Raw genomic sequence first — 14,273 nt, forward strand, 5'->3', positions numbered from 1 at the left:
GAAACAGAATCGAACGGAGAATATCTATGAGTCTTAATCCAAAAGATGTCGTCGTCATCGATGCAGTACGTACCCCAATGGGTCGTGCTAAAAATGGCTGTTTCCGCAATGTACGTGCTGAGACACTTTCAGCTACGCTGATTGATGCTATTTTTGATCGTAACGAAAAATTGAACCCTAATGACGTTGAAGACGTAATCTGGGGTTGTGTTAACCAAACAATGGAGCAGGGCTTTAACGTTGCTCGTCAAATTTCATTGTTAACTAAAGTTCCTCACGCTGCTGGCGCTCAAACGGTTAACCGTTTGTGTGGTTCTGCGATGAGTGCAATTCACACAGCTGCACAAGCAATCCAAACCGGTAACGGTGACGTGTTTGTTGTGGGTGGTGTTGAGCACATGGGTCACGTATCCATGACTAAAGGTTTCGACCACAACCCAGCAGCAAGTAAGTACTCTGCAAAAGCATCTAACATGATGGGTCTAACGGCTGAAATGTTAGCTAAAATGCACGGTATTTCACGTGAAATGCAAGATGAGTTTGGCGCGCGTTCACACCGTCTAGCTCACGAAGCTACATTGGAAGGTCGTTTTAAGAACGAAATCGTTCCAGTTGAAGGTCATGATGAGAACGGTTTTAAAGTTCTTATTGAGGACGATGAAACAATCCGTCCAGAAACGACTGCAGAGTCTCTAGGCAAGTTGAAGCCAGCTTTCAACCCTAAAGGCGGTACAGTAACTGCGGGTACGTCTTCACAGCTTACAGATGGCGCAGCAGCAATGTTGTTGATGTCAGCTGAGAAAGCAGAAGAGCTTGGCCTTAAGCCACGTGCTCGTATCGTTTCAATGGCTGTTGCAGGTTGTGATCCAGCTATCATGGGTTACGGCCCAGTTCCAGCAACTAAGAAAGCACTTAAGCGTGCTGGTCTTACCATTGAAGATATCGATTTCTGGGAGCTTAACGAAGCTTTCGCAGGTCAGTCTTTGCCAGTAATGAAAGATCTTAAGTTGCTAGATGTTGCAGAGACTAAAGTTAACCTGAATGGTGGTGCGATCGCTTTGGGTCACCCACTAGGTTGTTCAGGTGCACGTATCTCAACGACTTTGTTGAATGTTCTTGAAGATAAGGGCGGCAAATATGGTGTTTCTACCATGTGTGTAGGTCTTGGTCAGGGCATCTCAACAATTTGGGAACGTCTGTAAGACCATCTTTGATAAGCACGCTCCCAGGAAAATTGCTTAGGCAATAGGAAGTATTCTTCGGGAGTGTGTCTTAATAAGATAAGAAAAAACCGCAGTTTTGGCTGCGGTTTTTTTGTTTTAAGAGGGGGTAGATTTACTTGAGTCGACTCACTACTTCTATTTTTGCTCAGTTGAAGTGTCGGTACATTCGTTTTGATTGGTTTCCGTTTCTGCTGAGTCGCTGATCGGTTTTTTCTTTTTTGCCTTCTTGGCTTGAGGTTTGATCAAGTTACCTTCGCCTACGACACGGTTTGTTCGTTTTGCTTCGGTCAGGAGTTCGCTTAGCTCTCGTATGCGGGTGTTTTTCGTATCATTATCTATGCTGGTCTTTTTCAGCAAGTCCAGAGCTTGCTTGATATGCATCTGATACATCGTCATATCGCCTTCCTCAGCGAAGCTGTCGGCCTGGTATAAGTTACTATTTATGTTGAGCTCGACCTTGACTGTTTGCAGATGAATTTGCAGCTCCTGGCACTTTGCCGCCGTTAATGAGCCTTTATTGCGATAGATGTCGAGTAACTTACTGATTTGACCGATTTGGCTTTGTGCCTGGGTCAGTTCAATATCACTGGTGACATAACAGGCGACTTTATTTTCTCGTTGTCCGCTTTTGAAGTTTAGTAACTTTCCCTCTTGAGTTCGTAAGTGGGAAAGAATTAATTGATCGTCGGGGGCTAATTGCTGCGCTGCTTTTAAGGCGTTCACTGCTAAAGATTGAACTTGGGTGATCAGTACGTAGCTTTCATCAATTTTTAATAAAAGTGAGGTGTAGCTTAATAGCTCATCAGCTTGTTGCCTTAGTTTGTTAATGCGAAGCTTGCGCTTTTTCATTGCTTGTTGGCGGCTATAACTTATGCCACTGGCAACCATTGAGATAACAATGATGGAGGCTATCAAAGATATTATAAGTGTACTATTCATGTGGACTATGTTTCAGGCTTTATTCCCTTTAAGTGTAGCAAAGGCTTTAAAAATGCTAGCTAGTTTGTTCAAAAATCAGAAAAAAACATTGCAATGACTTGACCCTTTAGCTACAAATCAATATATATGTCGCCTTATATATTCAACTTATTCTCACGTTTGTTCTTTTTAGGGTATGTTTTGCTGAAAAAATATACAGCTAGATTGCAGCGTATGAGCAACCACTTTAGTTTGGAGTTTTATGGGTAAGTCCCTCGTTATTGTCGAGTCACCAGCAAAAGCTAAGACAATTAATAAATACCTCGGTTCTGATTACATCGTAAAGTCCAGTGTGGGGCATATTCGTGATTTGCCTACCTCGGGGGGGGGGTCTACCAGTACGCCTCAAGAGCGTGCTAAACAGGCTGCTGCTACACGTAAGATGAGCCCGGAAGAAAAAGCGGTTCATAAAGCGCGTAAAGCCAAGGAACAGCTAATTGCCCGTATGGGGATCGACCCGGAAAATGACTGGGAAGCACGCTATGAAGTGCTGCCTGGTAAAGAAAAGGTTGTTACCGAACTCAAGAAGCTCGCTAAGAATGCCGATCAAATCTTTCTCGCAACCGATTTGGATAGAGAGGGAGAAGCCATTGCTTGGCACTTAAAAGAAGCAATTGGTGGCGATGATGAACGCTATAAGCGCGTTGTCTTTAATGAGATTACCAAGAAGGCAATTCAAGGAGCTTTTGAAGTGCCGGCAGAATTGGATCAATCTCGCGTTGATGCTCAACAAGCCCGCCGTTTTCTGGATCGGGTGGTTGGCTTTATGGTTTCACCTTTGCTTTGGGCGAAGGTGGCACGAGGACTTTCAGCCGGTCGTGTACAGTCTGTTGCTGTACGCCTGATTGTTGAGCGTGAGAAAGAAATTCGAGCGTTTGTCCCAGAAGAATATTGGGAAATGTTTGCTGACCTCTGTGCTGGTAAAAAAGGTGATACACGCTTTCAGGTCAGTCGCTATCAAGGTAGCGCTTTCCGTCCGGTAAATGCTGATCAAATCAAAGCTCACCAAGAGGCATTGAATAAAGCCGCGTTTGCAGTTTCCAAACGAGAAGACAAACCGACAAGCTCCAAGCCTAATGCTCCGTTTATTACTTCTACTTTGCAGCAAGCAGCCAGTACTCGATTAGGTTTTAGTGTAAAGAAAACCATGATGTTAGCTCAGCGTCTTTATGAAGCGGGCTATATCACCTACATGCGTACTGATTCGACGAACTTGAGTGAAGATGCTGTCAACGCATGTAGAGATTATATCGCTGAGAACATGGGTAGTAAGTATGTGCCTGATGCGCCGAGACTATATAGTAGTAAAGAGGGAGCTCAGGAAGCTCACGAGGCGATTCGTCCATCTGACGTAACGGTGCTTACCTCAGGCATAAAAAGCCTTGAGAAGGACGCTGAGAGACTGTACGACTTGATTTGGCGTAACTTTGTGGCCTGTCAGATGAATAATGCCGAATTTTTGAGTTCGTCTTTGGAAGTGACAGCGGGTGACTTTACACTTCGTACGCGTGGTCGTGTTATGAAGTTCGACGGTTTCTTGAAAGTGTTGCCGTCGAATAGCAAGAAAGACGATGATGTCATCCTTCCTGATCTTCAGGTTGGCGATGAACTATCTTTAGATAAACTGGATCCCAAGCAGCATTTTACCAAACCGACTGCGCGCTATTCAGAAGCCGCTTTGGTTAAGGAATTGGAAAAAAGAGGGATCGGTCGCCCTTCAACTTACGCAGCGATTATTTCAACGATCCAGGATCGTGGCTATGTGAAGCTTGAAAACAAGCGTTTCTACGCCGAGAAGATGGGGGATATTGTTACCGATCGTTTGGTTGAATCTTTCTCTGAGCTGATGGACTACAGTTTTACCGCTCAGATGGAAGAACAACTGGATGATGTTGCTCAAGATGAAAAGGACTGGAAAGCGGTTCTTAATGATTTCTACGACCATTTCACAACTCAACTAGACCAAGCACAGTCGCTTGATGGTGGTATGCGTGAAAATGATCCAACCGAGACAGATATTCCTTGCCCTAGTTGTGGTCGTCATATGCAGGTTCGTACGGGTAGTACGGGCGTGTTTTTGGGCTGTTCAGGTTACTCCTTGCCGCCAAAAGAGCGTTGTAAATCGACGATCAATCTTGTACCGGGTGATGAAATCGCCAGTGCAGATGATGAGGAAGGCGAGTCAAAACTTTTGCGTAAGAAGCGCCGTTGTTCAATTTGTTCAACCGCCATGGACAGTTATCTGATCGATGAGCAACGTAAGCTACACGTTTGTGGTAACAACCCGGACTGTTCTGGGTATGAAGTTGAAGAGGGTGAGTTTAAGATCAAGGGCTATGATGGCCCTGTATTAGAGTGTGATAAGTGTTCATCAGAAATGCAGCTTCGCACCGGCCGCTTTGGTAAGTACTTTGGTTGTACCAATGAAGAGTGTAAAAATACTCGTAAGTTATTGCGAAATGGTGAAGCCGCGCCACCGAAGATGGACCCAGTGCCGATGCCTGAATTAACTTGTGAGAAGGTTGAAGATACTTACATCTTACGAGATGGGGCTGCGGGATTATTCCTCGCGGCAAGTAAGTTCCCGAAGAATCGTGAAACTCGTGCTCCCTTAGTGAGTGAACTGCTGCCTCATAAAGATGAAATTGATACTAAGTATGAATTTCTTTTCTCAGCGCCGGTGAAAGATAATAAGGGCAATCCGTCGATTGTCCGTTTTAGCCGCAAGACGAAAGAGCAGTATGTGATGTCTGAAGAAAAAGTCGAAGAGAAGGTTAAAGCTACTGGCTGGTCGGCTCATTACCAGGATGGAAAGTGGGTTGAGACATTGCCTAAAGCTAAAAAGGCAAAAGCTAAAAAGAAGTAGCGAGTTGTCAGACATAAAAAAAGCCGCGCTAAGCGGCTTTTTTTATGTCCATCATTTACGTAACCTTTCAAGTAAGCTGGAGGTATCCCACCTTGCACCACCCATATCCTGTACATCTGCGTAAAACTGGTCAATCAGCGCCGTTAGGGGAAGTTTTGCGCCGATATTCCGAGCTTCAGATAAACAGATGTTTAAGTCTTTGCGCATTAGATCTACGGCAAAACCGTGTTCGTATTCGGCATCGATCATGGTGTCTGAACGATTATCCATTTGCCATGATTGCGCAGCTCCTTTGGATATCACATCGACGACTTGCTTGCAGTCCAGGCCAGCTTTCTCTGAGAAATGGATGGCCTCGGCCAGCCCTTGTACCACACCGGCTACGGCCATTTGATTGGCCATTTTGCAGAGTTGTCCTGAGCCGCACGGGCCAAGCAGGTTCATTGCTTTGGCATAGTGCCGCATAAGGTCGCTTGCCTGTTTGAAAGCTGCTTCTTCGCCGCCGCACATAATGGTTAGCTGGCCATTAATTGCACCCTGTTCGCCGCCAGAAACGGGAGCGTCGATAAATGCCATACCTTTTTGCTTAGTGCTGGCGTCAATACGTCTAGCGAGTTCAGCGGAAGCGGTGGTGTGATCGATAAAAAGTGTTTTGCTATCGCATTGGGCGAGCAGGCCTTGTTCGGACAGGTAGACCTCTTCGAGATCTTTATCATTGCCGATGCAGCTTATGACGAGGTCGAACTTATGATCAATCTTCTTAAGGTCTAGCAGTATTTGGCCTTCATACTCTTCGAGCCAACGTTGGGATTTTGAGGTACTACGATTGTAGACGTGAAGGTCACAATGTTTGGAAAGGTGACCAGCCATAGGATATCCCATTACCCCTAAACCTATGAACAAAACTTTAGTTGTCATGGAATGTTGCTCCAAGTATTTAATTATTCTCTGCTAGTGGTAAGGTCAAGGTAAAGCAGGTGCCTTGATTCGCTTCGCTCTGAACATCAATGCTACCTTTGTGTTTTTTAATTACAACCTGGACAAAATTCAAACCTAAACCTGCACCTTTATCGCCGCTTAATTCTGTCTGTCTTTGGCGGTGAAAGCGCTTGAAAATAAAAGGAAGCTCTTCAGGACTGATGCCAAAGCCTTGATCTGAAATATCGATAATCGCCTTATCTTGAGTACAACGGGTTTTAATTGTAACCGTTGTGTCTTCAGGGCTGTATTTGACAGCATTGGAAAGCAGGTTGGTGATAGCTCGCTCAATCAACTCTGCATTGCCGAGTAGCCAGATAGGTTCTTCATCAGAGAACTCTAGATTAATGCCTTTCGCTTTTGCCTGTTGGGACAAGGAGTCAATGCTATCTTCGACTGCATTGAGCAGGTCAAACTCATAAAAGCTTTGCTCGGCGCTCTGTTCTGCGCGAGTGATTTGCAAAAATTGGTCTGACAGATTCAAGCTTCTTTTGGCGTGGCTTTCAATTTCATCAATTAGCGTGCTATCCCAGTTGATTCGACCAGTTCTGAGCCCGTTAAGCATGGCTAGCTGTGATACCAGCGGAGAACGGACATCGTGAGATAAAAAGTCAATAAGCTGATTTTTTTCACGCTGTTGTTGGCGAATTTCGGTGATATCTGAAAGTGTGATCATCAAGCCTGCGTCAATGTCTTCATCGACAATAAAGGGGGCGCAATGAACCTGAACGTCTCTATCATTTAACTGGATTTCATCATTGGTCTGTGCGCCGTTGACTAATACCTTACTCATATTTTGACTTAGCTGAATGTTTTGTTGGGGGTCAAACAATGTACAAATAGCTTGTCCTAGTAGCGTTCCGTTTGATTCAGAAAACCAAGTTTGAGCATGACTATTGGTAAATACGATTAAGCCAACAGGGTCGGTAACAAATACCGCATTGGGAATTTCTTCGAAGCCTTTTGATATAAAGGTTCTCATGTCTTGCATGGAATGTATTGCTTCACGTACCTGTGATATTCGATTGGCAACCTTCTCATAATATCGGGGCTTATTGCGTGCTAGTGGTGTTGTGAAGTCGAGTTTGTTTAGATAGTCCTGATGTTCAGATAGGTTGGTTGGATGAGCCCATACAAAGCCCATATGGTAGAAGGATGTCACGCCAGAGTCAGATTCCTGAGCTAGGGTTATCCAGCTGGTGTGCCCATCATGCATCCACTTGTTTGTTGATTTTAAGCGCTGGTAACTAAGCGGCGTATGTTCATCTTGCAGAATAATTTGCTTATCTTTAAGTAGAACGTAGTGCTTAGGTTTTAGCAGGGCATTTAAAGATTCGAAGATTTCTTGCACCGGGTGCTGACCGATATGACGGAAGCTAATCGCAGGTTCTTTTTCAAGCCTTTCCAACTCATGGTTTAAAAATTGGTTTAGCTGCCGCATGCGTTGCCAGCTCCACAAAGGGTATGCGAGTAAAATACCAATGATTGCATTAATGGGTGGAAACCAGGTCTTATCTAGTAGTATTAGTAGGTAGCTAAAACTAAAAACCAACAGTACTAGCAGGATCGCAGAAGGTAAGACATGCGTTGGTTTGAGTCGCGGAAACAGCAGGATAGGGATCATGATGAAAGCAAATGTCAGCAAGTAAGCCCAAACCGAATCAACAGGTCGAATAGCGGTATTATTAAGTAGTGCAGAGTAGGCGTTGGCATGGAGTTCAACGCCAGACATTGAGGTGCCGCTTCTTGATACAGGCGTTGGAATAATATCGCCTAGACCTGCAGCCGTTGCGCCGATCAAAATGGTCTTGTCGCGAAATGCTTCAGCAGGTACTTGGTCAAGCATAACCTCCAGATAGCTGTAGGTCGGAAATGTGCCGCCAGGGCCAGCAAAAGGTATTAAGCGATATTGGGTGTTGACTGACATATAAGGAGAGTTACTTGATGCTACCATGCGAATATATTGGATCATGGGGTTAACTTCGCTTGCCATCGCCATTGATAAGCTAGGCCAATGAGCATCGCCGACACCTGAGTTCAAATATAGTCCGCGCGCAAGTCCGTCTTGGTCCAGGTCAACATGGACATGACCCATACCTCTGGCAGCTTCAACCAGTTTAGGTATCGGAAGAATTTCAACAAGTGTTCCGCCGTGAGTCAGCGGTTGTAGGTGCAATGGCAGTAGAACGTTGCCGTTATTCTTGATCGCTGCTGCGAGGGCAAGGTCATCTTCTGGGTGCGAAGCGCTTTTTTCTGAAAAAAGTATATCTAAGGCAATCAGTGCGGTGTTGTACTGCGTTAGTTTTTCAATTAGCTGTGCATGGATTGCACGCCGCCATGGCCATTGGCCAATACTATTGAGACTCTTTTCATCTATGGCGATGATAACCGTATTTTCGTCAGCGGGAACCGGGGTGAGGTTTATTGCGGTGTCGTAAGCCAAGAGATCGAGGCGCTTGGCCGCTTGTGTATAGACCAAAAAAGCGCTCACCACGAGTAGGGCGAGAGTCAAAAGGTACTGCGCATAAGGCCTGGATTCGGGAATGTTTCTAGCCATAAGGTTCTATTATTATTGCTGTCGTTGTTGGGCCGAACGCATCTTAGCAAAAATGTTCGCTGTCATGTGAAAAAATGATATGCGCCGATGACAGTACGAACATTATTGTTGCAAGGCAACATATTATTCATTTTCAATATATAGCTCTTTGATTGGGCCAAAGTCTGAACTGAATAGTTCGTTGCCAATTCCCTTAACCCGAGCGAAATAGCGCTTTCCAGGTGTTAATCTTAGGTGGGCTCGAGCCTTGGCAATGGTCTGTTCTTTCAGAATGTTTTCGAAGCTTTTGCTATCAGACACCTGCAATATGTAGGCTTGGGTATTGTCTACTTTATTCCAGAACAGGCCAACTTGGCTGTCGATATAGTTAACACTTAGAATCTTCACGGGTTTCAATATACCGCGGACAGAAAAGTTACGCACTTCGCTATTCGCTGTTTCGCCGTCATCTGCAAGCGATACTACGCGCCAATAGTATGAGCCGGGCATCAATGCTTTCCTTGGTGCAATCTGCTGCGCTGCATCAAAGTCTGTTTGGCTGATTAGCAGGTTGAAACCTTTGTCTTTGGAAATCTGTAGTTTTCCGAGCGTATCCGGTTTAACAAAGTTCCAGCTAAATGTAGGTTTGGTACTATCAAGTATGCTTTTGGCAAGCGGCGCAATGAGTTTTGCTTGCTCTGTGCCAATGTCCACTGCTATGCGTGTAACGGAGTCGACACCCTCAAAACCATTAGCGTCAATGGCGCGCATGGAAACGTCATACTCACCATTCTCAATATGTTCCAACTCAAGTTCAGGCTTTTGTATTTTCCCTTGCTTAACAAGTTTTCCATTTTGCTTATTGTCAGTGAGTTGAACTCGATAAGCTTCGGCGCTTTTTTGTTCTTCCCAAGACAGAGTTGAAGGAAGGTCGTCTACAACTCTCTCTGCAAATAGTGCTTTGGGGGCGTCAGCTAACTTTGTCTGCTCAATAATCGCGCTACCTTTTTTGATGCGCGCACCGTTGCCTGCAAAAACTTGAGTCGTCCCATGTTCACCAGCAAAAGAGACTTCACCTTCAATAACTTCCAGCTGTGTTTCATTACCCTGGGTACTCAAACGAAATTCAGTTCCGCGCACGGCTGCTACCGCCGATGGGGTGGTAATCTCGTAGCGAGATCCTTTAACCAAGGGTGTAACCTCAGTGGACAGTGAGCCTCTCTTGAGCCTTAGTCGCGTATCAACCATGCCAGTCTTGCCAAAGTGGGACAGTTTATTGAAGACCAGGTTGGAATTTTCTTCCAAGCGAATGGTTGAGCTGTCTGCAAACTCAATTAAAACATTACCTTTTTTTGTCGCAACTTCATCACCGACACGAATATTCATATTTGTTTTGAGTAGCTTAAATACACTCTTGCTGGCGCGTTTGATCAAGGCACTACCAGAAACTGACTTGGCAACAGCCGGTTTTGGTTGATGTTTTAGCCAGTGCATAGGGATTTTAATAATTGAGCCAGGGGCCAGGGCCGAGACCTGTTCAATCTTGTTATAACGTATTAAATCAGTCCAGGTGTGCTGTCTGTTGAGAAGGCCTTGACTGACTTTTTGCAGGTTGTCGCCAGGGCGCAGCGTGTAGTGCCACTCTTCCACCTGAGGTGTTTGAGCAAACGATACCGAAGTTAGCAAGACGCTAGAAATAGCACAAGAAAGGCATAAGAGCATGACGAAGTTGATGACTGTCGTCGTTAGTTTATGGATATCAATACGTCCAAATTTCATAAATAAATCATGCTCACTACATTATTAATATCAAAGCTTCTAGCCAAGAGCAGGTTAAGAGCTGCTGTCCTTATCTCTAGTCGCCAACTTTTTCCAGCCTGTACCCATGTTGATAAACTGTTTTCACGCGAAATCCGTTCTCAGGTTTGATATGCAATTTGCGTCTTAAGCGACTGACATGCGTATCGACGGTCCGAGTATTGATGTTGATAGAAATTCCCCAAACCCTTTCCAACAGGTAGTCTCTGGATAGTAGGCGCCCAATGTTCTGAAACATGAAGACGGCTAAATCAAAATCTTTATCGGTCAGTGGCACGTCTTCACCAAAAGACACGATGGTTCTTTTAGTCAGATTAATCACATAAGGGCCAATAACCATCTCCTCTTGCTCTTCTACCTCGTTTGCGGAGCGTCTTGCTAAGGCGTTGACTCGAGCTTTTAACTCTCCAGGTCTGGCTGGTTTGACAAGATAGTCGTCAGCGCCTGCATCAAGGGCCGTTATAATATCGGCTTCGCTATCTCTGGAGGTCAGAAATATTACAGGTATCCGCCAGCTAAGCTCTGAGCGAATCGATTTAAGAACTTCGGTACCTTCCATGTCTGGAAGCTGCCAATCAAGGATTAACAAGTCATAACTGTTATGTAGTACTTCGTATAAAAAAGATTTGCCAGTCTGAAAGAAATCACAACTATGTTGGTTTTCTACCAGCATCGCACTAAGGTTTTGTGCTTGTTCCAGCTCGTCTTCTAACAAAGCAATTTTCATCATTATCCCCTAAATATATGTTCTGTATTATTTTTTTGTGTTTTTTCTAGTGTAGATGCTTTTTCTGAATTGTCTTGGAAATTAGCTAATATCCTACAGATAATACATGCTGAATCATTATCAAGATTGTTCTAAATTGTAATGCTTTTGTAGTTTTGTTTTCGTGGCACTGGAGGGCAGTTTTAAGCAAGTGATCATTTTGCTCGCTTTATCATGATTTAGAGATTAGTATCAGACCCCCTTGAATAGCGAGTTTCGCTGTTATAATGCTTAATTACATAGATGAAATGGTTGTACTAAGATGTCGCGTCAAAAAGAGATTCAGGACTTGTTGAGTAACAATTTTGAACTTGAGTTTATAGAGGTATTAAATGAGAGCCATATGCATAGCGTGCCTCCTAACTCTGAGACTCACTTTAAGGTGACTTTGGTTACTGAGGATTTTGAGGGAAAGTCTAAAGTTGCTCGTCATCAAAGTGTCTATGCCTTGCTTGGTGGCTTAATGGAGCAAGGCCTACATGCTTTGGCACTACATTTATATGTTCCGCAAGAATGGTCGAGTATCATGGGTGAGAAATCACCAGAGTCCCCAAACTGTATGGGTGGCTCTAAATAGTACAGCTGTAGCAGGCCAGAACCCTAAATAGCTGATAGATATTCAATTGGAATTGCCCTTTATTAGGAGTAGGTACGATGAGTCAATTTTTTCAGATTCATCCTGAGAACCCTCAGGCGAGGTTGATTAAACATGCGGCAGAGATCATTGAAAGCGGTGGTGTGATTGCTTATCCGACTGACTCTGCGTACGCACTAGGTTGCCATTTAGGCGACAAGAAGGCCGCCGATAAAATTAGGCAGATTCGAAAGCTTAATGAAAAGCATAACTTTACACTGGTATGTCGTGACCTAACGGATATATCAACCTACGCTAAAGTTGATAATCAACAATACCGCCAGATAAAGGCACACACACCGGGCCCTTATACGTTTATTCTCGATGCGACGACTGAAGTTCCGCGGCGTTTAATGAACCCAAAGCGACGTCAAATCGGTATCCGAATTCCGGACAACGAAATTGCTTTAGCCTTGCTGGAAGAGCTTGGTCAGCCAATAATGAGTACAACGCTTATTTTGCCTGGTGATGATATGCCTATGACTGACCCTTACGAGGTTCGTTCTTTGTTAGAGCATACGCTTGATTTGGTTATAGATGGTGGCTTCTGTGGCTTTGAGGCAACCTCTGTGGTGAACTTATCAGGCGAAGAAACGGAGATTGTTCGTAAAGGCTGCGGTGACATCTCGGCTTTCGAGGGCTAAGTATCACCGCTTGTTTAGGCGGGTACGGTTTATGCGTTTATCGTTAAGCGGAAGCTGTTATCCTTCGACAGAGCTGCTTGCTCACTATTATTGGTGATTTTGTTGGTTTTCAGTGCTTCATAGCGATGGGCGATATCATTTAATTTGTTATGCTCATTTTGTTCGCTAATTAGCTCATTAAAGAGATTATTACCAACTCCATATGCACCAGAAATCTTCACGACATTGTCTACGTAATCAAGTGTAGGCTGCTGTTTGCTCAAACGCTGAAAAGCCTCTTTAAAGTGTTTGTTGTTGTTAAGGTCAGTACTTATTTTTTCATGATCGCTTGGGCGCATCGCGCCTTTGATCTCAATGTTGCCGTAAATATCCTTCTCTACATTTAGCTGGGTTCTCGGGTTTAAGTTGTACTCAGCAAGCTTATTACGCAGAGTTTCCTTGAGGAAGGCTTTATCTTGGCCTAACTCCGTTTTGAATGTTTCAACATTTACCTTTTTACTTTGACTTTGAATGCCTAGTCTTAATAAAGTGACCGCATCGTCTAGCAATACTCGCTTTTCTGCTTGTTCTTTGCGTCTGGCACTGTCGTCTGCGTGGCTGCTGTTTTCAGTACCGTTTTGAGAGTCCTGACGTTGTAGTTGCTGAGGGATCTGTAAGGCTTGTTCTGTTGATATATGTGCCATGGTTATTTGCTCGCTAAGTTCCAGTTCGGCAATCAATGACCGTTTTCTGACAAAAAATGCTAGTTATCTAAGGAATAGCAAATTAAATGCCAAGCTTGTTAGGCGGCTAGGGTAAGTTAACATGGAATTGTCCCACCCCTAGATTTGAATAGCTGCTGGCAAAGAAGGGCTTTGCTTACTAGACTGCAGGGATTTGGTTTCTTAATAATTAGGCAATCTTGTTCTATGTCAGAAATGTCAGCGTATCGCGCACCGGTTTTACCTATTATTCTCACATTGTTGACGACGCTGGGTTGTTTTTATATACCCACCAAACTCATATTTATACCGGTTGTTCTAACCTCAATTGCTTGGGCTTGGGCCCACTATGCAAATGTGCAGAGTCTTCGTAGTCGTTATGCGGGACAAGAGCGATCACTGCTAAATGATAAGGCCACTGAACTCACTCAGGAAGCATGCGCAGTAATGAGTGAACAAGCAGAGCTTGTGAAGGAAAATCTTGTCCACATTAATCAGAAGGTGACTGAAAGCGCTGATCAGATTAGTGCCAGTTTTACCGGAATATCTCAGAAATCTGAACGACAAAGAGAGCTCTTGTTAAAAGTTGTTGCTATGGTCCATGAGGATGAAACAACAAGTGGAGAAGAGCAAGTAACAGTCAGGCAATTTGTTGATGAGTTGATGGGGATAATAGATAGTTATGTCAGATTATTGGTTGAGGTGAGTGAAAAAAGTATCTTTGCTGTTCACCGAATCGAGGATATGTCACATCATTTTGAACAAACTTTTACCTTGCTAGGGCAGATCAGGGGTATTGCTGATCAAACAAATTTATTGGCATTAAATGCGGCAATCGAGGCAGCGAGAGCTGGTGAAGCCGGCAGAGGATTTGCCGTGGTTGCTGACGAGGTACGTACCTTGTCGCAAAACTCAAACACCCTTAATGACAAAATATTTGAAACATCTGAGAACACAAAGCGCGCGATTGATGGTGTAAGCAAAATTGTGGGAGAGATCGCATCCTTGGATATGAATATGGCGATCAGTGCGAAAGCCCATGTCGATGAAATGCTTGTAGATTTGGAGCAAACAAATGTCACCATTGAAAATACTATGGATGAAGCTTCCGCTTATACAGAAACGTTAA

At 44.2% G+C, this 14,273-nt stretch carries 11 protein-coding genes; 5 read left to right on the forward strand and 6 right to left on the reverse strand.

Features of this window, described 5'->3' with window-relative positions; translation table 11 throughout:
* The first annotated feature begins 26 nt into the window (after positions 1 to 26).
* Positions 27 to 1,202 (forward strand): acetyl-CoA C-acyltransferase FadA, encoded by a 1,176-nt coding sequence (gene fadA / locus A3763_RS02770; RefSeq protein WP_068509740.1) that lies wholly within the window; start codon positions 27 to 29, stop codon positions 1,200 to 1,202.
* A gap of 156 nt (positions 1,203 to 1,358) precedes the next feature.
* Here fadA and A3763_RS02775 read toward each other — a convergent pair whose 3' ends face one another.
* Complete coding sequence (locus tag A3763_RS02775) at positions 1,359 to 2,162, reverse strand: hypothetical protein (RefSeq protein ID WP_068749923.1); 804 nt, start codon at positions 2,160 to 2,162, stop codon at positions 1,359 to 1,361.
* A gap of 241 nt (positions 2,163 to 2,403) precedes the next feature.
* Between A3763_RS02775 and topA the strand changes: the two genes are divergently transcribed.
* Positions 2,404 to 5,067 (forward strand): type I DNA topoisomerase, encoded by a 2,664-nt coding sequence (topA, locus tag A3763_RS02780; RefSeq protein WP_068509747.1) that lies wholly within the window; start codon positions 2,404 to 2,406, stop codon positions 5,065 to 5,067.
* Positions 5,068 to 5,118: 51 nt separating this feature from the next.
* Here topA and A3763_RS02785 read toward each other — a convergent pair whose 3' ends face one another.
* From A3763_RS02785 to A3763_RS02800, 4 genes are all read right to left on the reverse strand, one after another.
* Positions 5,119 to 5,985, reverse strand: coding sequence for an NAD(P)-dependent oxidoreductase (locus A3763_RS02785; RefSeq protein WP_068509750.1), 867 nt, complete (start codon positions 5,983 to 5,985; stop codon positions 5,119 to 5,121).
* Between the two features lie 19 nt (positions 5,986 to 6,004).
* Positions 6,005 to 8,602 carry a CHASE2 domain-containing protein gene (locus A3763_RS02790; RefSeq protein WP_068509752.1) on the reverse strand — a complete coding sequence of 866 codons (2,598 nt, stop codon included), beginning with the start codon at positions 8,600 to 8,602 and terminating at the stop codon, positions 6,005 to 6,007.
* Between the two features lie 123 nt (positions 8,603 to 8,725).
* Positions 8,726 to 10,360: a FecR domain-containing protein gene (locus A3763_RS02795; protein WP_068553046.1), complete on the reverse strand. Its 1,635-nt coding sequence runs from the start codon at positions 10,358 to 10,360 to the stop codon at positions 8,726 to 8,728.
* Positions 10,361 to 10,436: 76 nt separating this feature from the next.
* Entirely contained in the window at positions 10,437 to 11,129 is a 693-nt protein-coding gene (locus A3763_RS02800; RefSeq protein ID WP_231872080.1) for a response regulator transcription factor, read from the reverse strand.
* A 298-nt stretch (positions 11,130 to 11,427) separates the two neighbouring features.
* Here A3763_RS02800 and A3763_RS02805 point away from each other — a divergent pair, with 298 nt between their 5' ends.
* Positions 11,428 to 11,742, forward strand: coding sequence for a BolA family transcriptional regulator (locus A3763_RS02805; protein ID WP_068509757.1), 315 nt, complete (start codon positions 11,428 to 11,430; stop codon positions 11,740 to 11,742).
* 77 nt (positions 11,743 to 11,819) lie between these two features.
* Positions 11,820 to 12,443 (forward strand): L-threonylcarbamoyladenylate synthase, encoded by a 624-nt coding sequence (locus A3763_RS02810; protein ID WP_068509760.1) that lies wholly within the window; start codon positions 11,820 to 11,822, stop codon positions 12,441 to 12,443.
* 29 nt (positions 12,444 to 12,472) lie between these two features.
* Here A3763_RS02810 and A3763_RS02815 read toward each other — a convergent pair whose 3' ends face one another.
* Positions 12,473 to 13,126 carry a hypothetical protein gene (locus A3763_RS02815; protein ID WP_156490425.1) on the reverse strand — a complete coding sequence of 218 codons (654 nt, stop codon included), beginning with the start codon at positions 13,124 to 13,126 and terminating at the stop codon, positions 12,473 to 12,475.
* Between the two features lie 225 nt (positions 13,127 to 13,351).
* Here A3763_RS02815 and A3763_RS29940 point away from each other — a divergent pair.
* Positions 13,352 to 14,273: methyl-accepting chemotaxis protein (locus A3763_RS29940; protein WP_304440776.1), on the forward strand; the 922-nt coding region annotated here is incomplete at its 3' end.

The organism is Oleiphilus sp. HI0128 (genome assembly GCF_001635365.1).